The organism is Pseudovibrio denitrificans JCM 12308, from assembly GCF_001310815.1.
In the GTDB taxonomy this organism is placed as follows: Bacteria; Pseudomonadota; Alphaproteobacteria; order Rhizobiales; family Stappiaceae; genus Pseudovibrio; species Pseudovibrio denitrificans.
This window is the reverse complement of sequence record NZ_BAZK01000027.1, coordinates 1-23,795: the sequence shown is the minus strand read 5'-3', so window position 1 is coordinate 23,795 and position 23,795 is coordinate 1. Positions and strand designations below refer to the sequence as shown.

Sequence of the window (23,795 nt, the reverse complement as noted above, 5' to 3'; positions counted from 1 at the left end):
TATCCCGGCGATGTATTCGCCGGGATACTTTTTTGGAAAAGTCTTCCATACCGCAGGTGGTTTCCTGCGGATAAACAATCCTCTGATTGGTGTGACTGAAGTATGCTTCGTCTCATATTTAAAAAACTGGGTTTGCTCGTCCCGACTTTTATCGGGGTTACATTGACCTCGTTCTTCTTCATTCGCCTGCTTCCGGGCGATCCAATTTTGCTTTTGGCTGGCGAGCGCGGTGTCAGTCCTGAGCGTTACAACGAGCTGATGGTCCAGTTCGGTTATGATAAACCGGTCTGGGAACAGTATCTTTCTTATCTGGGCAATTTGTTCCAGGGCGACCTTGGCGTATCTATCGTCACAAAACAGCCGGTTCTTCAGGAGTTTATGACCCTGTTCCCGGCAACCGTAGAGCTCTCCATCTGTGCGATTATCTTCGCCGTGGTTGTTGGTCTTCCTGCAGGTATTATCGCGGCAGTTAAACGCGGTAAGACTCTGGACCACACCGTGATGACAACAGCTCTGGTTGGGTATTCCATGCCAATCTTCTGGTGGGGTCTGCTGCTGATCATCTTCTTCTCCGGCATTTTGGGATGGACGCCGGTATCAGGACGTATCTCGCTGCTCTACTGGATTGAACCGGTCACCGGCTTCATGCTGATCGATACGTTGCTGGCTGATGAGCCAGGTGCATTCGCATCCGCGGTGAGCCACCTGATTCTTCCAACAGTCGTTCTTGGCACAATTCCACTGGCTGTGATCGCTCGTCAGACACGATCTGCCATGCTGGAGGTTCTGGATGAAGATTATGTGCGTACCGCGCGTGCAAAAGGTCTGTCCAACTTCCGCGTGATTGGCATTCATGCACTGCGTAATGCATTGATCCCTGTCATCACCATCATCGGCCTTCAGATCGGCGTTCTGTTCGCCGGTGCGATCCTGACTGAGAGCATCTTCTCATGGCCAGGCATCGGCAAGTGGATGGTTGATAGTATTTTCCGCCGTGACTACCCGGTCGTTCAGGGCGGTCTCTTGATGATTGCTGCAATCGTCATGATCGTGAACCTGATTGTGGACCTGATGTATGGTCTGATTAATCCGAAAATTCGGCATACGGAGTAAATCATGGCTGACGTGACACAAAATTCCGCGCCGGATACCCGGTTTGAACTTATCGTCAACTTCTGGAGACATTTCCGCACCAACAAAGGGGCTGTTGCGGGTCTGATCTTCTTTGTAGCGCTTGTGATTATCGCACTTGGCGCTGTGGTCATCGCACCACACTCACCAATCGAGCAGTACCGCGATGCGCTGCTGCTGCCGCCTGCATGGCAGGAAGGTGGGGACTGGTCCTACATTCTCGGCACCGATGCTGTTGGACGTGACCTGCTGTCCCGTCTGATCTACGGCAGCCAGTTCTCACTGTTCATCGGTGTGGTGGTTGTTTCTGTAGCGCTCGTTGTTGGCGTCTGCCTCGGTCTGGTGGCTGGTACGTTTGGTGGTTGGATTGATACCATCATCATGCGCATCATGGACATCATCCTGGCGTTCCCATCCTTGCTGCTTGCTCTGGTGCTTGTTGCAATCCTCGGTCCATCGCTCATCAATGCGATGATCGCGATCGCGATTGTTCAGCAGCCATACTACGTGCGTCTGACCCGTGCATCTGTGATGTCCGAGATGAGCCGCGAGTATGTAATGGCCGCACGCGTGTCCGGTGTTGGCACTCTGCGTCTGATGTTTGTGACCGTGCTGCCAAACTGTATGGCACCGCTCATTGTTCAGGCCGCTCTGTCCTTCTCCACCGCGATCCTTGATGCTGCTGCTCTCGGCTTCCTCGGCATGGGTGCACAGGCTCCGGATCCGGAGTGGGGCACTATGCTTGCTGAATCCCGTGAGTTCATCCTGCGTGCGCCATGGGTCGTGACCTTCCCGGGTCTTGCGATCCTGTCCACCGTGCTGGCGATCAACCTGATCGGTGATGGTCTGCGTGACGCACTCGATCCTAAGCTGAAGAGGAGCTGATCATGGCCCTTCTTGAAATTGAAAACCTCACAGTTGAATTCGACACAGTCGATGGGCGTTTTCGTGCTCTGGATGGTGTGAGTTATTCCATTGAAGCAGGCGAAGTGCTTGCTGTTGTGGGCGAGAGTGGCTCCGGTAAATCCGTCGCCATGCTTGCTGTGATGGGACTTCTGGCAAACAACGGTCACCTGTGGGCCGATAAGCTGGAGTTTGAAGGCTACGACCTTCTGACCATGTCTGCAAAACAGCGCCGTGAGATCATTGGTAAAGACATCTCCATGATCTTCCAGGAGCCAATCGCCAGCCTCAACCCATGCTTCACCGTGGGCTCTCAGATCGATGAGACTCTGAAAGAGCACACCAGCATGAGCCGCGGCGAGCGTAAAGCACGTGCGATTGAACTTCTGGAATCTGTTGGGATGCCAGAGCCGGCAAAGGCTTTGAAAAAGTACCCGCACCAGATGTCCGGTGGTCAGTGTCAGCGCGTCATGATCGCCATGGCAATTGCCTGTAAGCCAAAACTGCTGATCGCGGATGAGCCAACCACTGCGCTTGACGTGACCATCCAGAAGCAGATCCTTGATCTTCTTCTGGACCTTCAGCACGAAAGTGGCATGGGTCTGATCATGATCACCCACGACATGGCTGTAGTGGCAGAAACTGCGGACCGCGTGATTGTGCAGTACAAGGGCAAGAAGATGGAAGAGGCTGATGTCTTGTCTCTCTTCGAAAGCCCGAAAAACGCATACACCAAAGCTCTGCTGTCAGCGCTTCCGGAAAATGCGACAGGAGATCGTCTGCCAACGGTGTCTGATTTCCACCTTGGTGATGGAGGTGCATCCTAATGGCTGGCGATATCATCCTCGAAGCACGCAATCTGGTGCGCGAGTACCGGACCAAAGAAGGCCTCTTCGGCAAAGAGCACGTCAACCGTGCGCTGAAGGGCATCAGCTTCTCTCTGGAACGCGGCAAGACCCTTGCTGTGGTTGGGGAATCTGGCTGTGGTAAATCCACACTCGCCCGTATCCTGACCCTGATCGATCCGGCAACCGAAGGTGAGCTGCTCATCGAAGGCAAGCCGATCGACATCTCCAAGGAAAAGCTGTCCAAGGATATGCGCTCCAAAGTGCAGATCGTGTTCCAGAACCCATACGGTTCTTTGAACCCGCGTCAGCGCATTGGGGACGTGCTCACTGAACCGCTCATGATCAACACCGACATGACACCAGCAGAGCGTCGCGATAAAGCGATGGAGATGCTGGTCAAGGTTGGCCTTGGTCCGGAGCACTACAGCCGCTACCCGCACATGTTCTCCGGTGGTCAGCGTCAGCGCGTCGCTATTGGACGTGCTCTGGTGCTTAATCCGTCACTGCTCATCCTCGATGAGCCAGTTTCAGCGTTGGATCTGTCCGTTCAGGCGCAAATCCTGAACTTGCTGGCGGATCTGCAGGACGAATTTAACCTCACTTACCTGTTCATTTCTCACGATCTGTCCGTGGTGCGCTACATCGCAGACAAGGTGATGGTGATGTACTTTGGTGAGGTGGTTGAGTACGGCACCCGCGACGAAGTGTTTGGAAATCCTCAGCATGAGTATACCCGTACACTCTTCAACGCGACGCCTCAGGCGGACATCGCGCACATCAAGGCGCGACTGGCTGCTTCTCAGTAAGCTAAATTAGCAATTTAATATACAAAGCGGCGGTTCCCAAGAGGGAGCCGCCGCTTTGTCATTTCATTAACGATTTTCCCCATTCAGTGCAATGTTGAAACAAATTCTTTGAAAAATACGCAATTAAGAGGAGATTTTACCGACAATTACGTATAAGGTACTCCCGTTTGCAGCTGTTGCGTATGGGGTGTGCTGGGGAGGACACAACGCAGCGGAGGGGAGGCTCAATGTTGTGCTCTATCCGCGCTATTTCTTCCCGATAACACTCTGAACTCGGCTTTCTCCTGGTGGGGAAGTTCGCAGGCTTGAGGTGAGCCTGCGGCATGGCACTGCAAAATCCTATGAGAAGAACTGCATCAAGCAGCTTCGACAAAATGATCAAAGGCCTAAGCTTTTGCATTCACTTTAGGTGATTGGGGACACGAGAAATGAAAAAATCAATTCTTATGGGCAGTGTGTTTGCTGCGACATTGGCGTTTGCTGCACCAAGCATGGCAAAGACGCTTGTATACTGCTCAGAAGGTTCTCCTGAGGGCTTCACACCAGCTCTCTACACAGCTGGTACAACATTCGACGCGTCTTCCCGTCAGATGTTCAACCGTCTGATCGAATTCGAGCGTGGCGGCACCAACATCGTTCCAGCACTGGCCGAAAAATGGGAAGTTTCCGAAGACGGTAAGGAATACACCTTCTATCTTCGCAAGGGCGTAAAGTTCCACACCACAAAGAACTTCACTCCAACCCGCGACTTCAATGCAGACGATGTGATCTTCTCTTTCGAGCGTCAGGGTAAAAAAGATCATCCGTACCATCTGGTATCCGGCGGTACCTATGAGTACTTCGGTTACATGGATCTGGCGAACCTGATCGAAAAAATCGAACGTGTTGACGATTACACAGTTAAGTTCGTCCTGAAGCGTCCAGAAGCACCAATGCTTGCAAACCTGGCAATGGACTTTGCTTCCATCCACTCTGCTGAATATGCAGATAACATGATGGACAACAAGGATGCATTCGACCAGAACCCGGTCGGCACTGGCCCATTCCAGATGGTTGGTTACCAGAAAGATGCGATGATCCGCTATAAAGCTCACCCGGACTACTGGGCAGGCAAAGCGCCAATCGACAATCTGGTCTTCGCAATCACTCCAGATGCATCTGTTCGCTATCAGAAGCTGAAAGCAGGCGAATGTCATGTCATGCCATTCCCGAACCCTGCTGATATTGAAGCAATGAAGGAAGATCCTGCGATCAACCTGATGCAGCAGGAAGGCCTGAACGTTGGTTACCTGGCTTACAACACCAAAGTTGCGCCATTTGATAATCCAAAAGTTCGCCGTGCTCTGAACGCAGCAATGAACAAGGATGCGATCATCGACGCAGTCTTCCAGAGCGCTGGTAAGGTTGCTAAGAACCCACTTCCACCAACAATCTGGTCATACAACGATTCTATCGAAGATGATGTGTATGACGTGGAAGCTGCAAAAGCTGCTCTGGCAGCAGAAGGCGTTAAAGATCTCAAGATGAAGATCTGGGCAATGCCAGTTCAGCGTCCTTACAACCCGAACGCACGTCGTATGGCTGAAGTTATTCAGTCTGACTTTGCTGAGGTTGGTGTAGAAGTTGAGATCGTTTCCTACGAGTGGGGTGAGTACCTGAAGCGCTCTAAGGAAGAAGATCGTGACGGTGCTGTTCTTCTCGGCTGGACCGGTGACAATGGTGACCCAGACAACTTCCTTGCTGCTCTTTTGAGCTGTGAAGGCGTTGGTGGTTCCAACCGTGCTCAGTGGTGTAATGCTGAGTTCCAGGACCTGATTTCTAAAGCGAAGCTGACTTCAGATATCGCTGAGCGTACCAAGCTCTATGAGCAGGCACAGGTGGTCTTCAAGCGTGAAGCTCCATGGGCAACCATCGCTCACTCAGTTGTATCTGAGCCAGTCTCCGTAAAGGTAGACAACTACAAGATTGACCCGTTCGGTGGTCACATCTTCTACGGTGTAGGCCTGAAGTAATTCAGAGCTCTCTGATCTACGGAAAGCCCCGGCCTTGTGCCGGGGCTTTTTTTGTTTGGGCATGTGGGAGCGAAAAACTTATCCCCCTCGCTTGAAACCATGCCCATACTAATCGCATGCCTACGTAACGGGCTGCTGGCGGAGCGACCGTCAGTGTGTCGTAGGCTGGGCGGGGCTATCGGAAGAGATAACGCAGCTTTCGGTGGTCCGGTGAACCGAACTTCAAACGTGGCCGCATGGTTTGAGGGGAAGGACCCAGGAATATAGGGTATCACGCGGTGACAGGCGTTGATGCACCGGCAGGGATAATCTGCTTTTGCTGTTGTGTCTGTCAAAGACGGAGGAACTGTTTGGGCAGGGAAACCTGACTGGATAAGCCACTGTCTTTCCGGGAAACCGGCTATCGTGCCTTATAGGCAAAAGAGGCGACGTTGTTCATCAAAAGAAAGCCCGGGCAAGGCGTGTAGCCAATGCCGAAGACTCATTACTAATAAACAGCGCAGGTATTGCCTGCCGCCTTGCTCACCCCGATTAACTCGGGACCTCCAGCTTCACCACTGCATGGAATGCCATGCGGTGCTTTAAGTGCTTGTTTATTTGTCAAGAAATCAGTGACTAGTTCCAATTGCCAGATGGATCGGTCCACGCAGCTTAAAGTAGCATCATCTACACATATAATCAATGGGCTGGGAGAGCGTGAGCAGATGGACAATTACTTAAAAGAATTTCCAAACAAAGAAGGCTATTTCGGAGAATACGGCGGGGCATTTCTACCGCCGGAGCTGGTACCTCAGTTCGAAGAGATTGCCAAAGCCTATGACAAGATTTCAGGCGATGCTTCCTACATCAATGAGCTGCGTTACATCCGCAAACACTTTCAGGGCCGCCCAACACCTGTTTCTCACGCCCGCAACCTGTCCAATCGCATTGGATCCGGCGCAAACATCTATCTGAAGCGCGAAGACCTCAACCACTCCGGCGCTCACAAACTCAACCACTGTATGGCTGAAGCCCTGTTGGCCAAGCACATGGGCAAAAAGAAGCTCATTGCGGAGACAGGGGCAGGGCAGCACGGCGTGGCACTGGCAACCGCAGCGGCCTACTTCGAGCTGGAATGTGAAATTCACATGGGCGAAGTGGATATCGAAAAAGAACACCCGAATGTGGTCCGCATGCAGCTGCTCGGTGCTAAGCTCGTTCCGGTTGGCTTTGGCGGTCGTACGCTGAAAGAGGCCGTGGACTCAGCCTTTACCTCCTATCTGGAGCAGGCTGATGAGGCTCTGTTCGCAATCGGCTCTGTGGTTGGCCCGCATCCATTCCCACGTATGGTGCGCGACTTCCAGCAGATCGTAGGGATTGAAGCGCGCGAGCAGTTCACGGAAATGACCGGTAACTTGCCAGACCACGCCGTGGCCTGTGTCGGCGGTGGTTCAAACGCAATGGGCCTGTTCTCCGGCTTCATCCAGGACAAGTCTGTCAAACTCCACGGCGTTGAGCCAATGGGTAAGGGCCCTGAACTTGGTCAGCACGCGGCAACCATGACATTCGGTAAGCCAGGCATGCTGCATGGCTTCAAGTGCCGCGTTCTGGAAGATGCAGAAGGCAATCCGGCACCAGTTCACTCAATAGCATCTGGTCTGGATTATCCGGGCGTTGGTCCTGAGCACTCCTATCTGCACGACATCGGCAAGGTGCACTACGGATCTGCAACGGACGACGAAACTCTGCAGGCCTTCTGGGCGCTATCCCGCTATGAGGGCATCATTCCAGCTCTGGAAAGCTCCCATGCTGTCGCCTATGCCATCAAGCTGGCCAAGGAATGTCCGGGTGAAACGATCCTCGTGAACCTGTCGGGTCGCGGCGATAAGGATCTGGATTATGTGGCTGATAACTTCGGCACAGGCGAAGACCTGAAGATGTAAGGCACGCCATTACCCTGTTGGATGGGGGAATGAAGTGTAGGAACAAGATGCATAAAGGGAGCTCAGGCTCCCTTTTTCAAAGGGAAGGTGTGCCCGTCACACATTCCTGTTTCGGATCGCCATATAAGATGTGTAGGAAACGCCACCCGCGCCCGAGATAAACGCTGCCACATCCCGTGCCGGACCGCCATACATGATAGTCTGGAAAACAACCACGAAAAAGAACAGCATCACAGAGGCTGCAAAGGTTTTGCCGATAAACAAGAAAATTCGGTTCATATGCGTGATCCCGACTGAATAACTGCCCAAAGGAGTGAAGCTCATTTTAGAAAGATGACTTGCTTCAAAACAAGGCGTTACAACGCTTTGCAATCAATGAAGTGTTTGCAAAATGCTTTAACTCCCATTGAGCCAATATGGGGTAGGGGATTAATCCTACAAGGTAAAAGCTGTGAGAAAATAAAAAAGCCTCCGCGAATATTCGGGAGACTTGAAGTCCTCTAGAAGAGGAATGGTGGGCGATGAGAGACTCGAACTCCCGACATCTTCGGTGTAAACGAAGCGCTCTACCAACTGAGCTAATCGCCCCCTTAGGGTGGTACGCCGTGTGGCGTGAGGAGGTGTTTAGGCCCTTTGCCGGGTTCCCGCAAGCCCCCTTAGAAACTTTTCCCAAAAGAATTCAAAATATCTCAGATATATCGTCGTGATGAGGCTTGAAGTTTCATGATGCCTCTTATTGCTTATATTTATCAGAGGGTTGAGCTTGGTGGTAGTTCGCATAAGGCATGTTGCTCACAATCAGCAAAGGCTTACGGGATGGCCGACGGAACATGAACAGCTTCGCCACATAAAGACGGTAGGCTGTAAACAGCGCCAGAGAGCCACTCAGGCTGATCAGGATGAAGTCAGGCGTCTTGGAGCCAAGGATCGGCGCAAGGATACTGATGAGCGTAGGACCAGCCACACTGCCTGCTGCCCAGATAAAGAGCAGGTAAGTCGACAGCGCAACACTGCTCTCCGGTTTCCGTTCAAATGCGTGCGCCACACAGATTGACTGCAACGGAAAGGCAAGGCCACCAAGAACAGCCAGCACCAGACCCAGCATGGTCAGCAGGTGATAATTGCGCAGGAAACCAGAGTTCCAGCCAGTAAACGGATCAGCAAGCAGGAAGGTCACCATGATCGCAGTGATCAACGTGGAGGAGCCAAGGATCAGCCATCTGCGATCCATACGGTCAGCAAGGGAGCCAAACGGCCACTGGAACATCAGACGCCCAATGTAAAGCATGGCAATCATGAGAGCCGTCGTGCTGCCACCAACGCCAGCTTTGGAAAGGGAGAACGGCACAATGGTCAAAAGGCTTGTCACAATCGCACCGGAAGCAAACGCACCCAGCACCGCAACAGGAGACTGCGCCCAGATCTCACGAAACTTCACACGCTTGGACTTATAGGTCCGCGGAGGAACGGAACGCGTCATGCAAAGCAGAACCACAGCCGCCAGCAAAATGGCACTCAACAGCTCCAGCATCTGCAAAGGAACCTCAGTGTAATGGGCAACGAAAATCTGTGAGAGAATAGCCATTGCACCAATCACAATGGAATTCACGGAAAGAACACGGCCACGGACTTCATCTTTCACGGTCTCGTTCAACCAGGCATCCGCCGTTGCAAACAACATGGCAAAGGCAGCACCCATAAAGAAGCGCAGAACAGTCCAGAAAATGATGCTCTCAGAGTTTTTGAAAAGGAGAACCAAAAGGGCTGTCAAACCAGCTGCACCAGCAAAGGCCCGGATATGACCAATCCGGTTGATCATCCGCACACCGCGCATGCACCCGGCCATAAAGCCAAGCGAATAGGCACCCGCCACAAGACCTGCCTGTGAGGCAGAGCCTCCGATACTGGCGATCTGAAGCGGCAGGCTCGTCAACAAAGCAGAGCTCGCCAACTGTGCAAGAGCACTGGCAAGTATGATCGCAAACAACGAAACAAGTGAAGCTTTTACCATGCAGCAATAGACCAGCGCCTGTCCTGACGCGGTGTTCCTGTGTTGATTTCATTTAGTGGAAAACAGAGCTTTCCGATGCTGGATGTTTCGCAGGGGAATGTGACTGCATTGAGCGAAAATTCGCACCAAGCGGTGATTTTATGATGGGATTTACGTGGGGGAAATACGACGGATTTGCGGCTGCAAACAAAACTGCCGCCCAATGCAGAAGCACGGGCGGCAGATTAATCTTTATTTGTATCAAAGAGTTAGGAAGGAGCGTTCTCTTCACTCAGCTCTTTAACAGCTGCTTCCAGCTGATTGTAATGCGAAATCACCACATCCGGGCCAAGTTCGCGAACCGGAATGTCGGTGTAACCGAAATCAACTGCAATCACTGGCAGGCCAGCGTTGCGCGCAGCAGAAATGTCAGCTTTGGAGTCACCTACGAAAATGGAACCGGCACGGGAACCGCCCGCAATGTCGATCGCGCCAAACACAGGCATCGCATCCGGCTTGTTCTTGGAGAAGGTGTCACCACCCACAACCGAGTCAAACAGATGTTCCATCTCCATGGCCCGAACCAGAGGCTTGGCCAGTTTTTCCAGCTTGTTTGTGCAGATAGCGGTTTTCCAGCCTGCTTCTCTCAAACGCGCAATTGTTTCCAGCGCCTGAGGAAAAGCGTGAGTGTGATCGGCAATGTGGGTTTCGTAGTAACGAATAAACTTGGCAAGCAGCGGTTCCAGAACTTCGTCTGTCACTTCAATCTTGTTCGCCTCAAGCCCACGGGTCATCAGCACTTTCACGCCAGCACCCACCATTTTTCTGACCCGTTCAGGTTCAATGGCTTCAAATCCGGCTTCTACCAAAACATGATTCATCGACGCTGTTAGGTCTCCCATGGTCTCCAGGAGAGTACCGTCTAGGTCGAAAACCAGAACTGGTGTTGTCATACTTAAGCTCGTTTCTGTTGAGAAAATCCGCGCCACCCTAACGAAATTCGCCGTGAAGTCAATTTGCGAGGAAAACCTATAGTGTGTTGGGTGGATTGCTGCTTGGCGGGGCTGGCACCTCATGGTAATCAGCAGGAGTTATGTCAGAGTAGACCCAAGCGGTATAACTAGGCAAAATTGTTCTGAATTGTGAATGTTTCCTAAGAAGCTTAGGGTCCGGGGAAGAGAAAATAGTCAGATGGCAATGAGTTTGAAGGCGCAGGCCGCAGCTGCAGCACTCAAGGAAGTTAAGCGGCATGAAGCTGGGGATAGGTTCTGGATCAACAGTCAACGAAATGATCCGCCTTCTGGCAGATATGGTCAAGGATGGTTTCGAGATCATCGGTGTTCCAGCCTCCTCTTACTCTCAGGCGCTTTGCGATGAACTGGGAGTTCCGCTGACCACGCTGGATGAAACGCCGGTGCTGGACCTTGTAATTGATGGTGCGGACGAGATCGATCCGCAGCTGAACCTCATCAAAGGTGGCGGTGCGGCACTGCTTCGCGAAAAAATCATCGCGGCAGCATCTGGCCGTATGCTTGTCATCGCAGATGAGAGCAAAATTGTTGATACCCTCGGAAAGTTCCCGCTTCCCGTGGAGGTTATCCCATTCGGGCTTGAGGCTACCCGGCAGATGATGCAAAACAGCTTGGACGCTGAGGGGCTGCAAGGCGAGATGATCCTGCGTATGGCAGGTGATAAGCCACTTGTAACCGATAACGGCAACTACATTCTTGATTGCCACCTGAAGGCAATCAGCGATCCGAAGTCACTGGCAAAACGCCTGGAAGTTATTCCAGGTGTCGTTGAACACGGGTTGTTTATTGATATGGCGGTACGGGCTTATGTCGCCGGTACTGATGAAATTCGTGTCTTGGAACCTTAAGCTATCCTGACAGTCATTTAAGGACAGCTGATTAAAATATAGGGGAGCCATTTTATGCTCGCTAAGTTCAAGTCTGCAGCAATTGCAGGTGTCGCATCACTGGTTGTTGCTGGTGTGCTGATTTCCAGCCCGGTTATGGCTCAGGACAATTCCATTTCTGAAAGCCACATCGAAGCTGCAAAAGCAGCCGTTCGTGCAACAAAATCCATCGAGAACTTTGACAACATCCTTCCAGATGTTGCTGAGCGCACGCGCACCCTGTTCATCCGCTCCAATCCGGCAATGAGCGCTGAGATCGACATTGCCGTCAACGAAGCTGCTGTTGAGCTTATCCCACGCCGTCAGGAACTGGACCGCGTGATCTACGAAGTGTGGGCACGCCGCTTCACCGAAGAGCAGCTCAACGAAATCGCAACTTTCTACAACTCTGACACTGGCAAGCGTCTTGCTGACCTGTCCGGCACACTGTCCGCGCTGACCATCGGTGCAGCAAAGCAGTGGGGCGACGCAATCAGCACCGACATGGTTGCTATTGCACGTCAGAAACTGGCTGCGATGGCTGCTCAATAAGCGATCACGAAATCGCCATCCAAAATGAACAGTTAGATCAGATACGCCCCTTGAAATTTGGGCGTATCTGGCCCAAGTCTGAGCCTACGTTTTTATAAGACAAGACCTTAGAGCGAAACGAAACGTCGTTGCATAAGGTTCTATTGCTAACGAAAGTGGGCTGTAATGACTAATTTCGACTACGATCTCTTTGTTATTGGGGCTGGTTCCGGCGGTGTGCGCGCAGCACGTATCGCAGCAACCCATGGCGCCCGTGTTGGTATTGCTGAAGAATTTCGCTACGGCGGTACCTGCGTAATCCGTGGCTGCGTTCCAAAAAAACTCTTTGTATATGCCTCCAAATTCACGGAAGAATTCGCCAATGCGGACGGGTATGGCTGGAGCCTGAACGGCACGCCGACCTTCGATTTTGATAAACTGGTTGAAAACAAAGACAAGGAAATCACCCGCCTCGAAGGCATCTACCGCCGCAACCTGGACAAGTCCGGTGTTGAACTACACGACAGCCGTGCTGTGATCGAAGGCCCGAACACCGTTCGCTTGCTCTCCACTGATCAGGTCATCACAGCTGAACGCATTCTCGTTGCTGTTGGTGCAACGCCAAACGTGGATGCTGGCCTTGTTGGCTGTGAGCACACAATCACATCCAACGAAGCATTCCATCTCTCCGAGTTCCCGAAACGCACCATTGTTGTCGGTGGCGGCTACATCGCGGTTGAGTTTGCTGGCATCTTCAACGGAATGGGCTCTGAAACCACGCTGGTTTACCGTGGCGAAGAGATCCTGCGCGGCTTTGATATGGACCTGCGCACCGGTCTGCATGAGCAGATGGAAGAAAAAGGCATCACTGTCAAAACCAAGTCCACAATCGCTTCTATCGAGAAGCATGAAGGCGGCCTGACCGTGACCACCCATGCTGGTGAAGTGATCGAGGCAGATCAGGTGCTTTACGCAATTGGTCGTCGTCCAAACACAGCAGGCTTGGGTCTCGAAGAAGCTGGGGTTGAGCTCGACAAGGCAGGGGCGATCGTCGTAACCCCGCAGAGCCAGAGCTCCGTACCAAGCATCTTTGCTGTCGGTGACGTAACCAACCGCGCCAACCTGACCCCTGTTGCGATCCGCGAAGGCCATGCGTTCGCTGACAGCACTTATGGTGGCAAGGAATGGCATGTGGATCACTCCATGATCCCAACCGCTGTCTTCTCCCAGCCAGAAATTGGCACCGCTGGTCTGACGCAGGAAGAAGCGGAAGCCCGCTTCGACAACATTGATATCTACACCTCTTCCTTCCGCCCAATGAAGAACACGCTTTCTGGCAAACCGGGCAAGATGTTCCTCAAGATGCTGGTAGATGCAGACACCGATAAGATCCTTGGCATTCACATCATGGGCCCGGATTCTGGTGAGCTGATCCAGATCATCGGCGTTACGCTGACCATGGGTGCTACCAAGGCAGATTATGATCGCACCATTGCGGTTCACCCAACTGCCGCAGAAGAGTTGGTGACAATGCGCGAACCAACTGAGCGTATCCGCAAGAATTAAACTTTAGTCGACTTTCAAAGAACCGCTAGTCCTTGCTAGCGGTTCTTTTTTGCCTTGCAACAGGAGCAGGGCATCTCTCAAGTTTTGATAGGAATACCCGTGACTGACCTCACACAGGACCAGATTTGCTATTTTGGTTATGGCTCACTTGTAAACGAAGAAACCCTGCCAACCGGCACAACCGTGATTGCCGGACAGCTGAGTGGATGGAAACGGGAATGGCGTGGCTGCTCAAAGGGCAAAGAAGGCAATGGCCGCATGTCCGGTGTCGGCGTCTGTGCACTTGGCGTTCGCCGTGAAGAAGGTTCCGTCATCCGCGGAGCAATGGTTCTCGATACCAAAGCCAACCTGCCAGCGCTGGACAAACGCGAATGGCACTATTCCCGCAAGTCTCTTGCTGATGGCAGCTTTGTGCCAGACTGTGGCAGACAAATGCCAGCGGACACGTTCCTCTATCAGGTTCAGGACCAGTACGCCCACTGGGGCAATGATGAGCACCCAATTCTACAGAGCTATGCAGACTGCGTCATGGCTGGTTTCTACCGCTTGTGGGGGCAGGAGGGCCTGGAGCACTTCGTGGAAACCACCGATGGTTGGGACCGCGTGCCGATCCTGAAGGACCGCGAGGATCCGTACTATCCACGGGCAATCGTGCTCTCTAAAGAGCTGGCCGCGACTATTGACGATCTACTCAAATCTGTGAATGCTCAATATTTAAATCGCTGAAATATGCCTTGAGGATCAGCAGTGTGAACGCTTCATGTATCTTTACACAAGTGTTCATCTGCGATCCAAAAGGATGCTTTGAAATAATTATCTAACAAATTTCGATTCTTTGGAACATAATAACTCTAAAAAAGATTGGTTTGATGGATTCTCGTGAGAGCTGAATTTTTTGAGGTATCCTCAACCTACAGCGATAAAACAACGTATACGTACCCCTAGTCAGACAAACGGGTGGCGTGTATAAGCCTTTCTGGGCTTTTGTCAGAAAATGAGAACTGCTCGAAAGAATTATAGCTGCCAAAGACAAGTGCATTGGGCGCGCTGGCAGCATTCCGTATTGATGGAGTTTTAAAATGGCGGAGAAATGGACACCGGATTCCTGGCGATCAAAACCGATCGTGCAGGTGCCGGACTATCCAGATAAGGAAGCATTGGCAGACGTTGAAAGTCGCCTCGCATCTTATCCGCCGCTCGTGTTTGCAGGTGAGGCGCGCAAGTTGAAAGCGCAGCTCGCTGATGTTGCCGAGGGGCGTGGATTCCTCTTGCAAGGTGGTGATTGTGCGGAGAGCTTTGCGGAGCACCATGCTGATCACATCCGCGACTTTTTTAGAGCATTCCTGCAGATGGCTGTGGCCCTTACCTATGGTGCACAGCAGCCGGTTGTGAAAGTTGGCCGTATTGCAGGTCAGTTCGCAAAGCCACGTTCTTCTAACATTGAGAAGAAAGATGGCATCGAGCTGCCAAGCTACCGTGGTGACATCATCAACGGTATCGAGTTCAACGAAGAGTCTCGTATCCCGGATCCTGAGCGTCAGGTAAAGGCATACCGTCAGTCTGCTGCGACCCTAAACTTGCTGCGTGCATTCGCGCAGGGTGGTTTTGCAAACCTTGACCATGTGCACCAGTGGATGCTCGGCTTCGTAAAAGACAGCCCGCAGGCACACCGCTATCAGGAAATGGCGGACCGTATCTCTGATGCGCTGTCCTTCATGCGCGCTTGCGGTATTGACCCAGACAACACACCTCAGCTGCGTTCCACTGAGTTCTTCACCAGCCACGAAGCACTGCTTCTGGGCTACGAAGAAGCTCTGACCCGTATCGATTCCACTACTGGCGAATGCTACGCCACCTCCGGCCATATGCTTTGGATCGGTGACCGTACCCGTCAGCTGGATCATGCACACGTTGAGTTCTTCCGTGGCATCAAGAACCCGATTGGCCTGAAATGTGGTCCATCCCTTGATCCTGAAGATCTGATCAAACTGATCGATGTTCTGAACCCTGAAAACGAAGCTGGTCGTCTGACACTGATCACCCGCTTCGGTCATGACAAGGTCTTCGAACATCTGCCAGCAATGGTTCGTGCTGTTGAGCGTGAAGGTAAGAAAGTCGTCTGGTCATGTGACCCGATGCACGGCAACACCATCACCGCAAACGGCTACAAGACCCGTCCATTCGAGCGTATCCTGCGTGAAGTGGAAGCATTCTTCGCGGTTCATCGCGCTGAAGGCACCCACGCTGGTGGTGTTCATGTTGAAATGACTGGTCGTAACGTGACTGAATGTACCGGTGGTGCACGTGCACTGTCTGCGGAACAGCTCGGTGATCGTTACCACACACATTGTGACCCGCGCCTCAATGCGGATCAGGCTCTGGAACTGGCGTTTACAATCGCTGAGAACCTCAGAAAAGAATCTGAATCTCGCGTTGCAGTGAACACTTAACTCTATCTAGAGTATTCAATTGATGATCAGGGGTTGCACATTGTGCAGCCCCTCTTTTTTTGATAAATACTCATATGCGATGCACATAGAAAATTGGAATTATGTGCTTCCTGCCTTTAACAGCTCGGTTTATTTCTAGGTTTTTTCGCCCTCAGGGAGAGTTTGTTGCTTCAGAGCGATTCTTTGTTGTCTGGCTATTCAATCCTCATTGTAGATGACAACAACTACATGCGTTCCATCTTGCGCACCATGGTCTCCGGTTTTGGTGTCCGCTCGATCTATGAAGCAGGTGATGGAGCAGACGCGATTGCAATTCTGCTTGATCGCCGGCCAGACATCGTTTTGTGCGACTGGATCATGCATCCCATCGATGGCAATGACTTCCTCCGTATCCTGCGGCAGGATCAGGATTCTGAAATTGCTAAAACACCGGTGATCGTCATCACCGCAGATTCCCGACGCTCCGTGGTCGTTGCCGCGCGCAATGCGGGCGTAAATTACTTTCTTGCCAAACCAATCGCACCAGCCATTCTGTATGACCGCCTGAAGGCGATTGTTATGCAGGGGGATGAGTGTGTTCAGGCCAGAGATATGGCGCAACTGCCCATGGGCACACGCCTGCAGCAGCATCTGGATGTGATGGCAAAAGCAAAAGACTCCGGCACCTTAAAGAAGAAATCCTCTGACTAATCAGAGACTGTGAATCCTTTCCTCCAACCATCAACTATGTGATGGATCGACTTTTCTAAGCTATAAAAACGCTGTACATGAGATGCAAAGCTACGAAAGCTCGAAGCAATCAGGGCAATCCCGTTAACCCATTATAGCCTTTGAAGTTCATATGATGATTAAAGACCAGTTCCGTCTGGCCGTCGTGCAGGCCAATCCGTGTGTAGGTGATATTTCCGGTAATGCTGAAAAAGTTCGGCATCACAGAAAGCTGGCTGCCGAGCAGGGCGCTGATCTGGTCTTGTATTCCGAACTCTTTATTGCCGGATATCCGCTGGAAGATCTGGTGCTTAAGCCTTCCTTCGTCGCAGCTTGTAAGCGCGAGCTGGAGACTTTGGCTAAAGAGACCGCAGATGGTGGTCCGGGCCTTCTCGTAGGTCTGCCATGGGCAGAAGGAGAGAAGCTCTATAACGCTGTGGCCTTGTTGGATAACGGCAAGATTGAAGGCCTGCGCTACAAGGTCGATTTGCCAAACTATGGCGTGTTCGATGAAAAGCGCGTCTTCGATGCTGGACCAAACCCGGGCCCAATCAGCTTCCGCGGTGTTCGTCTGGGCGTTCCGATCTGTGAAGACACATGGACCGATGAGGTCTGTGAATGTCTGGAAGAAACCGGCGCTGAAATCCTCCTTGTTCCAAATGCCTCGCCTTACAACCGGGAAAAGACCGAAGAGCGCATGCAGCTCATGATCTCCCGTGTGGTTGAGACAGGTCTGCCATTTGTTTACTGCAACCAGGTAGGTGGGCAAGACGAGCTTGTTTTTGATGGTGCCTCCTTTGCACTTAATCATGATCGATCGCTGGCCATGCAGCTGGGCCAGTTCACCGAAGAAACTGGCTACCTCAACTTCAAAAAAGACGCTGACGAGAACTGGCTGATTGAGCCTGCGCGCGTCGTTCCGATGCCAGATACTCAGGAAGCTGACTGGCTTGCCTGCGTGCTGGGCCTCAAAGACTATGTCAACAAGAACGGCTTCCCGGGTGTTGTGCTTGGTCTTTCCGGTGGTATTGACAGTGCCATCTGTGCAGCCATGGCGGTGGATGCGCTGGGTGCTGATCGTGTTCACTGTATAATGCTTCCATACCGCTACACCTCCGAGGAAAGCATCAAGGACGCCAAGGCGTGTGCTGATGCGCTCGGCGTAAAGTACGACACCATTCCAATCGCAGAGCCTGTAGAAGGCTTCCAGAAGACGCTGTCCGGCGTTTTTGCAGGCACTGAGAGTGGCATCACAGAGGAAAACCTCCAGTCCCGTTCTCGCGGTGTCATCCTCATGGCGGTCTCCAACAAGTTTGGCGCTATGGTTGTGACCACGGGCAACAAGTCGGAAATGTCCGTTGGCTATGCGACCCTTTACGGCGACATGAACGGCGGCTTCAACCCGATCAAGGATCTGTACAAGACCGAGGTCTACCGCTTGTCTGACTGGCGTAACAAACACCACCCAGTAGGTGTTATGGGCCCGGCAGGTGAGGTGATCCCGAACAACATCATCGTCAAAGCACCGACGGCTGAACTGCGTGAAAACCAGACGGATCAGGACAGCCTGCCAGAGTATGATGTTCTGGACGACATCCTGCACTGTCTCGTGGAACAAGAGTTGAGCCTTGACGAGATCGAAAAGCGCGGTCACTCTGTTGAGACCATCCATCGAGTCGAACACCTTCTTTACATCGCTGAGTACAAGCGTCGTCAGGCAGCTCCGGGCGTCAAAATCACACTAAAGAACTTCGGACGCGATCGCCGCTACCCAATCACCAACCGTTTCCGGGATCGAAACTAGAAGCAAACGCGACTTCAGATCTTAGTTTAAGATCTGGCGCACTAGGCTTGATCTCCCGTGTTCAGGCAGGCATCCGGCTTTGCCTGAATCACTTTCTACACTTCTTAGGTTAAGTCTATGACTTTGTTTGAATTTCTCCAGCGCAACCTGCGCTGGGTTGCGGGCGGATTTCTGCTCGGCTTTGGCTCCAGCTTCGGCCAGACGTTCTTTATTGCCCAATTTTCCTCCCAGATCCGCGAGACCTACAGCCTGTCTCACGGTGATTTCGGCTCAATCTACATGTTCGCCACGCTGGCAAGTGCGGCAACCCTTATCTATCTCGGCAAAATTGTCGACTATTATCGCCCGGTGGTCGTGGGCTGTGCGGCAATTGTGATCCTTGCCGGATTCAGTTTCTTAATGAGCTGGCATAACTCCATAATATTACTGGGCATTTGTCTCTATGGCTTGCGTTTGTTCGGGCAGGGCATGCTGCCCCATACCTCACAGACCGCAATGTCGCGCTGGTTCCATGGTTCCCGCGGTAAAGCGTTGAGCCTTGCCTCCTTTGGCAACATGGCTGGTGAGGCTCTGCTGCCATTGGCTGCTGTAACCCTCATGGTCTCCATGTCATGGCGCGATCTCTGGTCTGCTGCCGGTGTTACTCTGCTCCTCGTGTTCCTCCCTCTGGCATACCTGACACTCAAGAAAGACCGCACACCGGAAAACCCGCTTGAGTCATCCCGATCAAATGGCCCGGCTGTCAGCTGGACCAGAAAACAGGTGATGGCGGACTGGCGCTTCTGGGTTGTTATGACCGCCGTGCTTGCTGTGCCATTCCTCGTCACCGGCCTCATGTTCCATCAGGTGCACTTCATGGAAGCCAAGGGATGGGAGCGTACTGTGATGCCATCTTACCTGCCGCTCTATGCTGCTGCTGGGGCTTTGTTCTCCATGCTGGCCGGCATGCTGATTGACCGGTTCTCCGCTGTCTCTCTGCTTCCTCTCTCCGTAGTGCCACTCGGTGTCAGTGTCCTCGTGTTTGCTTTTGCGGGCGAAGAGTACTTCGTCCCTGTGGCGTTTATCATTCTGGCCATGACCGTCGGATCATGGGGGGCTGTTGCCTCCGCTGTTTTGGCTGAGCTGTATGGTACAGCCCACCTCGGATCCATCCGCGCCATCTACTCCGCCATGATGGTCTTTGCCTCTGCACTGGCTCCGGGGCTCATGGGTGTCTTGCTGGACTACGGTGTTGAGCTCGATACGCAGTTTGCATTCTCCAGCCTCTACTGCTTCGGTCTGGGCCTGGTTCTGTTTGCTGTAAAGCCGCAGCTGATGCTGGTGCGCTCTCCAGCCTGAAAACAGGAAAAACCGAGATATTCCGTAGGTATTCAAGATTGGCTGGTTGACCCATACCGGCCAACGCGATACCCGAGTGTCAAACTTGTTTATTGATGAGAAGGCTCAGCCATGAGTGTTACGGTTCGCTTCGCGCCATCTCCGACTGGTCACATCCATATCGGTAATGTACGCCCGGCGCTTTTCAACTATCTCTTTGCCAAAAAGCAGGGCGGTAATTTCGTTCTGCGTTACGACGACACCGACGTACAGCGCTCTAAGGAAGAGTATGCTGTCGGCATCGCCGAAGACCTGAAATGGCTGGGTATCAACCTGATCGCGTCGAAAAACAGTCCGAGCGCTTTGCATTGTATGATGCAGCTGCTGCCAAGCTGAAAGACGCCGGTCTGCTCTACGCCTGTTACGAGACACCGGAAGAGCTGGAACGTCGCCGCAACCGTGCCCGCGCTCTGGGCCGTCCTCCTGTCTACGACCGTGCTGGCCTGAAGCTCACCGACGAGCAGATTGCTGAGTATGAGGCTGAAGGCCGTAAACCGCACTGGCGCTTCAAACTGCCAAACCACGTAGAAGGTGATCCATTCTCCTTCAACAGAACAGAAGTTCACTGGGATGATGTAATCCGCGGTCGCCAGACTGTTGATCTTGCCTCCCTGTCTGATCCTGTCCTGGTGCGTGCGGACGGCACATACCTTTATACCCTGCCATCCATCGTGGATGACGCGGATATGGGCATCACCCATGTCATCCGTGGGGAAGATCACATTGCGAACACCGGTGTCCAGATTGCCATATTCCAGGCACTGGGGGCACAAGTTCCTGAGTTCGGTCACCACAACTTGCTGACCACCGCTTCAGGTGAGGGCCTTTCCAAACGCTCTGGCGCTTTGTCCATCCGCTCCCTGCGTGAGGAAGGCTACGAGCCAATGGCAGTCTGCTCTCTTGCAGTTCTGACTGGCACCAGCCACGCAGTGGAACCGGCAAAGTCCATGGAAGCTCTGGCAGAGATGCTCGACTTCTCCGGCATCTCCAAGTCCGCTGCAAAGTTTGACCCGGAAGACGTTGGCCACCTGACCGCAAAGCTGGTGCACGACATGAGCTTTGCTGATGTTGCAGATCGTCTGAAGGCAGAGGGCGTTGAAGGCGATGAAGCGTTCTGGTCTGCTGTGAAGGAAAACTGCTCCACCGTCAGCGATGCGAAACAGTGGTGGGAGCTTGTCGTCGGCTCAGTCACCCCGGAGATCGCCGAGGAAGACAAAGAGTTCATCACTCAGGCCAAAGATCTGCTGCCGCAGGAGCCGTGGAGCGAAGAGACCTGGGGTGAGTGGACCAAGGCTGTGAAAGGCGAAACAGGCCGCAAAGGCAAGGGTCTGTTCATGCCGCTGCGCAAGGCGATCACAGGCCTGGCCCACGGACCAGACCTGAAGAACATGCTACCGCTTATCGGTCGGGAAAAAACTTTGGACCGACTTTCCTGATAGGCCCTTCGCGAGGCTCAACCTCGCGAGGCACAAATTTCTTCTGAACAAGCGGAGGCTCGGAGATATCACTCTGGGCCTCTGTTGCATCTACGGTCTGACGCAGCTCGCTCTGGTTCGGAATTGCCGGATAAGTCGCAGTTGCACCCGGTGTCAGATCATCCAGCTCGGTGCCCGGAATCGCTTGCTCCAAAGATGGAATCGCAGGCGTTGGCTCAATGTTGTTCGGCTGACCAGCCGCTGCATCACAGGAGCACGCCGGATTGTTCTGCTGTCGGAACAGATAGGCATTGGCAAGCGAGGTATAAGGCGCACCGGAAAGGGAGCGCATCTGCGCTGGTGTTTCCTGCGGAACCTGGAAAACGTAAAGCTCCGTATCCTGACTTGGGCACAGCGCCTGACAGATCTCTTCATCTTCCGCCAGATCGCCCGCACTGGAGTTCGGGTTGATCGGGAAGTAGTAGCCATCACACTTGCGCACGCACATGGTGGCATACTGCTGACCGCCGGAAGAGAAACCTGCCGTAGAGCGTGGCTCCAGCTGCAAAGGCTGGTTGGCCTGCACTGGCGGTGTGAGTGGCTGGATCTGCTGATCAGAGCGATCAGAACAGTTCAGATCAACCAGCGCCTGCTTCACTTCATTCAGACGGTCCTGCATCGCGCTGGAATAGAGTTCCTGCTGTCTCTGACTATCTAGATAGGTCAGGTTCTCATTCATCTGCTGCAGGGAAGAACTGAGCTGCTGACATTGTGGTGGGCCAAAAGACCCGTCACAGCCAAAGCTGGACATCTGACTTTGAACATTGCGGATATGTACCTGTTGCTCTTCATAGGCCGTCTGCCAGCTGTTGGAGCTGCCGTTGGCCTCGACCTGTTCTGAGAGCTCAATAAACTCCGTCTCCAATCGGTCACAGACCTGTGGGCGCGCGCTCGCACTCTGGGTCCAGATAAAGGAGGCACCAAGGGCGAGGGCCGCAACTGCGCATGAGTGAGCGAAGGGGAGTCTGGAAATAGTCATAGCCCGCAATTTTACGTTTAGTCAGAGAGGTTTCTACAGATAAGCTATTCTATGGCCTTATTGGGGCAAAACCAACGGATTCCGGATGGTTTTGCAAAAATCTCTTCTTCTCTTGCTGGTAGTTGCCGAAAAACATCTTATATCGAGAGTGATTTGATTTGATCTTTTGTGATGGAGGGGAGCTTTGCAGATGTCTGCGCTTGGCAAGTCAGTCCTGAAAATGGTGAGCACCGTAACTGTGGCACTTGGTGTAACCCTGAGCATGCTCGGCACAGCTGCGCAGGCACAGGACCCGGACCTGATCTTCAAAAAATCCACGGTCTGGAAGTTTCTGAGCCCGGACCACAAACTGGCCACCTACGCGCTGGATGACCCGGAAGTGGAGGGTGTGGCCTGTCACTTCACCGTGCCGGAAAAGGGTGGCTTCTCAGGCTGGCTCGGACTGGAAGAGGAAACCTCTGATGTCTCTCTGGCCTGCCGTCAGGTCGGCCCAATCAAGTTCAAAAGCAAGTTTGAGCAGGGCGATGAAGTCTATCGTCAAAGCCGCTCGCTGTTCTTCAAGAAAATGCGTATCGTTCGTGGCTGTGACACCAAGCGCAACGTGCTGGTCTATCTGGTGTACTCCGACAAGCTTGTCGAAGGCAGCCCGAAGAACTCTACCTCAACCGTGCCAATCATGCCGTGGGGCGATCAGGTGCCAGAAAAATGCGCTGACTATCTGGACGACTAAATCGCGCTCCAGAAGAGCGCCACCGTTCTTCCTATTAAAACCCGCTGCACAAGCAGTTTTAGCACCGCTGGGCTATCCCGGCGGTGTTTGCGTTTGAGGCTCCCGTTTAGACGGGTGGAGCAAGGCGAACAGGCTCTGCCTGCGCTACTTGTTAGAAATGTTTCTTCGGCATTGGCTGTTCGCCTCGCCCGGGCCTTTTATCATGAACACGCGGGCTCCCTCTCGAACAGACGCGACAGGCATGTTTGCACATCACAGATGCGCTTCCATGCCTTTGACAGTTTCCTGTCACCACCGGACGCCCTCCGGAACGACCCCAAGCTCCCTACTACCACTGTGGTCTCAATAGGGTATGGCGCTTCACCGGACCTCCCGACACGATACGTTACCTCATGCCGGCAGCCCAACCCCGCCCACGCCACGGAGCGGACGGTCCACTCCTGCCCGAATGCGTGGGCACAAACTGAGAGTAAAACAGGTGCTGGGTGAGGGGGATAAGTTTCTTGGCACTGCACCACACCACCTCACGCCGTCATCCCGCACAAGCGCAGCGCGATGCGGGACCCAGTGCCACACACTAGAACCTCTCTACTGGATACCGAATCTCCGCTTTGCTCCGCCCGGCATGACGGCAAAGAAGCACCACCCCACACCGTCATCCCGCAC

18 protein-coding genes, 1 tRNA gene and 2 pseudogenes are annotated in these 23,795 nt (G+C 53.0%); 16 read left to right on the top strand and 5 right to left on the bottom strand.

Going from position 1 to position 23,795, the window contains the following annotated elements:
- The first annotated feature begins 102 nt into the window (after window positions 1-102).
- The 6 genes from JCM12308_RS24010 to trpB all read left to right on the top strand — a co-directional run bounded on the left by JCM12308_RS24010 (window position 103) and on the right by trpB (window position 7,622).
- Window positions 103-1,113, top strand: coding sequence for an ABC transporter permease subunit (locus tag JCM12308_RS24010; protein ID WP_037037896.1), 1,011 nt, complete (start codon window positions 103-105; stop codon window positions 1,111-1,113).
- A 3-nt stretch (window positions 1,114-1,116) separates the two neighbouring features.
- The gene (locus JCM12308_RS24005; protein WP_014285264.1) at window positions 1,117-2,016 is read left to right on the top strand and encodes an ABC transporter permease subunit; all 900 of its coding nucleotides are present in this window, start codon (window positions 1,117-1,119) and stop codon (window positions 2,014-2,016) included.
- Between the two features lie 2 nt (window positions 2,017-2,018).
- The gene (locus JCM12308_RS24000; RefSeq protein ID WP_008552065.1) at window positions 2,019-2,861 is read left to right on the top strand and encodes an ABC transporter ATP-binding protein; all 843 of its coding nucleotides are present in this window, start codon (window positions 2,019-2,021) and stop codon (window positions 2,859-2,861) included.
- On the top strand, window positions 2,861-3,688 hold the full coding sequence (locus JCM12308_RS23995) for a dipeptide ABC transporter ATP-binding protein (protein ID WP_008551751.1): 828 nt from the start codon (window positions 2,861-2,863) through the stop codon (window positions 3,686-3,688). The genes JCM12308_RS24000 and JCM12308_RS23995 overlap by 1 nt, the downstream gene beginning before the upstream one ends.
- Before the next feature lie 428 nt (window positions 3,689-4,116).
- Window positions 4,117-5,700: an ABC transporter substrate-binding protein gene (locus JCM12308_RS23990; RefSeq protein ID WP_008551774.1), complete on the top strand. Its 1,584-nt coding sequence runs from the start codon at window positions 4,117-4,119 to the stop codon at window positions 5,698-5,700.
- A 704-nt stretch (window positions 5,701-6,404) separates the two neighbouring features.
- Window positions 6,405-7,622 carry a tryptophan synthase subunit beta gene (gene trpB / locus JCM12308_RS23985; RefSeq protein WP_008551796.1) on the top strand — a complete coding sequence of 406 codons (1,218 nt, stop codon included), beginning with the start codon at window positions 6,405-6,407 and terminating at the stop codon, window positions 7,620-7,622.
- Window positions 7,623-7,718: 96 nt separating this feature from the next.
- On the opposite strand, the gene JCM12308_RS23980 is transcribed toward trpB, so the two are convergent.
- The 4 genes from JCM12308_RS23980 to JCM12308_RS23965 all read right to left on the bottom strand — a co-directional run bounded on the left by JCM12308_RS23980 (window position 7,719) and on the right by JCM12308_RS23965 (window position 10,565).
- Complete coding sequence (locus tag JCM12308_RS23980; protein ID WP_054785308.1) at window positions 7,719-7,901, bottom strand: hypothetical protein; 183 nt, start codon at window positions 7,899-7,901, stop codon at window positions 7,719-7,721.
- Window positions 7,902-8,134: 233 nt separating this feature from the next.
- Window positions 8,135-8,210 (bottom strand) — tRNA-Val (locus JCM12308_RS23975).
- Between the two features lie 145 nt (window positions 8,211-8,355).
- Window positions 8,356-9,633: an MFS transporter gene (locus JCM12308_RS23970; RefSeq protein WP_054785307.1), complete on the bottom strand. Its 1,278-nt coding sequence runs from the start codon at window positions 9,631-9,633 to the stop codon at window positions 8,356-8,358.
- Between the two features lie 248 nt (window positions 9,634-9,881).
- Window positions 9,882-10,565, bottom strand: a complete 684-nt coding sequence (locus tag JCM12308_RS23965; RefSeq protein WP_041768445.1) for an HAD-IA family hydrolase — start codon at window positions 10,563-10,565, stop codon at window positions 9,882-9,884.
- Between the two features lie 238 nt (window positions 10,566-10,803).
- On the opposite strand from JCM12308_RS23965, the pseudogene rpiA reads away from it, so the two are divergent.
- The 9 genes and pseudogenes from rpiA to gltX all read left to right on the top strand — a co-directional run bounded on the left by rpiA (window position 10,804) and on the right by gltX (window position 21,381).
- Window positions 10,804-11,491 (top strand): annotated as a pseudogene (gene rpiA, locus JCM12308_RS23960) (ribose-5-phosphate isomerase RpiA).
- A 54-nt stretch (window positions 11,492-11,545) separates the two neighbouring features.
- The gene (locus tag JCM12308_RS23955) at window positions 11,546-12,061 is read left to right on the top strand and encodes a DUF2059 domain-containing protein (protein ID WP_008551909.1); all 516 of its coding nucleotides are present in this window, start codon (window positions 11,546-11,548) and stop codon (window positions 12,059-12,061) included.
- A gap of 165 nt (window positions 12,062-12,226) precedes the next feature.
- Window positions 12,227-13,606, top strand: coding sequence for a glutathione-disulfide reductase (gene gor, locus JCM12308_RS23950; RefSeq protein ID WP_008551890.1), 1,380 nt, complete (start codon window positions 12,227-12,229; stop codon window positions 13,604-13,606).
- A gap of 99 nt (window positions 13,607-13,705) precedes the next feature.
- Window positions 13,706-14,332, top strand: coding sequence for a gamma-glutamylcyclotransferase family protein (locus JCM12308_RS23945; protein ID WP_054785306.1), 627 nt, complete (start codon window positions 13,706-13,708; stop codon window positions 14,330-14,332).
- Window positions 14,333-14,685: 353 nt separating this feature from the next.
- Window positions 14,686-16,056 carry a class II 3-deoxy-7-phosphoheptulonate synthase gene (locus tag JCM12308_RS23940; RefSeq protein WP_008551873.1) on the top strand — a complete coding sequence of 457 codons (1,371 nt, stop codon included), beginning with the start codon at window positions 14,686-14,688 and terminating at the stop codon, window positions 16,054-16,056.
- A gap of 186 nt (window positions 16,057-16,242) precedes the next feature.
- Window positions 16,243-16,746 (top strand): response regulator, encoded by a 504-nt coding sequence (locus JCM12308_RS23935; RefSeq protein ID WP_008551819.1) that lies wholly within the window; start codon window positions 16,243-16,245, stop codon window positions 16,744-16,746.
- A gap of 154 nt (window positions 16,747-16,900) precedes the next feature.
- The gene (locus JCM12308_RS23930; RefSeq protein WP_128647470.1) at window positions 16,901-18,568 is read left to right on the top strand and encodes an NAD+ synthase; all 1,668 of its coding nucleotides are present in this window, start codon (window positions 16,901-16,903) and stop codon (window positions 18,566-18,568) included.
- Window positions 18,569-18,685: 117 nt separating this feature from the next.
- A complete protein-coding gene (locus tag JCM12308_RS23925; RefSeq protein WP_014285272.1) occupies window positions 18,686-19,906 on the top strand; it encodes an MFS transporter in 1,221 nt (406 codons plus the stop codon).
- Between the two features lie 111 nt (window positions 19,907-20,017).
- Window positions 20,018-21,381: pseudogene (gene gltX / locus JCM12308_RS23920) on the top strand (glutamate--tRNA ligase).
- Here the strand turns inward: gltX and JCM12308_RS23915 are convergent.
- Window positions 21,344-22,399: a DUF2865 domain-containing protein gene (locus JCM12308_RS23915; RefSeq protein WP_083416502.1), complete on the bottom strand. Its 1,056-nt coding sequence runs from the start codon at window positions 22,397-22,399 to the stop codon at window positions 21,344-21,346. The pseudogene gltX and the gene JCM12308_RS23915 sit on opposite strands and share 38 nt — an antisense overlap.
- Before the next feature lie 262 nt (window positions 22,400-22,661).
- On the opposite strand from JCM12308_RS23915, the gene JCM12308_RS23910 reads away from it, so the two are divergent.
- Window positions 22,662-23,129: a CreA family protein gene (locus tag JCM12308_RS23910; protein ID WP_371256389.1), complete on the top strand. Its 468-nt coding sequence runs from the start codon at window positions 22,662-22,664 to the stop codon at window positions 23,127-23,129.
- Window positions 23,130-23,795: the final 666 nt, after the last annotated feature.

Excerpts from the sequence above, each read along its gene's own strand:
- JCM12308_RS24010 (WP_037037896.1), top strand. The coding sequence starts at position 103 with ATGCTTCGTCTCATATTTAAAAAACTGGGTTTGCTCGTCCCGACTTTT.
- JCM12308_RS24005 (WP_014285264.1), top strand. The coding sequence starts at position 1,117 with ATGGCTGACGTGACACAAAATTCCGCGCCGGATACCCGGTTTGAACTT.
- JCM12308_RS24000 (WP_008552065.1), top strand. The coding sequence starts at position 2,019 with ATGGCCCTTCTTGAAATTGAAAACCTCACAGTTGAATTCGACACAGTC.
- JCM12308_RS23995 (WP_008551751.1), top strand. The coding sequence starts at position 2,861 with ATGGCTGGCGATATCATCCTCGAAGCACGCAATCTGGTGCGCGAGTAC.
- JCM12308_RS23990 (WP_008551774.1), top strand. The coding sequence starts at position 4,117 with ATGAAAAAATCAATTCTTATGGGCAGTGTGTTTGCTGCGACATTGGCG.
- trpB (WP_008551796.1), top strand. The coding sequence starts at position 6,405 with ATGGACAATTACTTAAAAGAATTTCCAAACAAAGAAGGCTATTTCGGA.
- JCM12308_RS23980 (WP_054785308.1), bottom strand. The coding sequence starts at position 7,901 with ATGAACCGAATTTTCTTGTTTATCGGCAAAACCTTTGCAGCCTCTGTG.
- JCM12308_RS23970 (WP_054785307.1), bottom strand. The coding sequence starts at position 9,633 with ATGGTAAAAGCTTCACTTGTTTCGTTGTTTGCGATCATACTTGCCAGT.
- JCM12308_RS23965 (WP_041768445.1), bottom strand. The coding sequence starts at position 10,565 with ATGACAACACCAGTTCTGGTTTTCGACCTAGACGGTACTCTCCTGGAG.
- JCM12308_RS23955 (WP_008551909.1), top strand. The coding sequence starts at position 11,546 with ATGCTCGCTAAGTTCAAGTCTGCAGCAATTGCAGGTGTCGCATCACTG.
- gor (WP_008551890.1), top strand. The coding sequence starts at position 12,227 with ATGACTAATTTCGACTACGATCTCTTTGTTATTGGGGCTGGTTCCGGC.
- JCM12308_RS23940 (WP_008551873.1), top strand. The coding sequence starts at position 14,686 with ATGGCGGAGAAATGGACACCGGATTCCTGGCGATCAAAACCGATCGTG.
- JCM12308_RS23930 (WP_128647470.1), top strand. The coding sequence starts at position 16,901 with ATGATTAAAGACCAGTTCCGTCTGGCCGTCGTGCAGGCCAATCCGTGT.
- JCM12308_RS23925 (WP_014285272.1), top strand. The coding sequence starts at position 18,686 with ATGACTTTGTTTGAATTTCTCCAGCGCAACCTGCGCTGGGTTGCGGGC.
- JCM12308_RS23915 (WP_083416502.1), bottom strand. The coding sequence starts at position 22,399 with ATGACTATTTCCAGACTCCCCTTCGCTCACTCATGCGCAGTTGCGGCC.
- JCM12308_RS23910 (WP_371256389.1), top strand. The coding sequence starts at position 22,662 with ATGCTCGGCACAGCTGCGCAGGCACAGGACCCGGACCTGATCTTCAAA.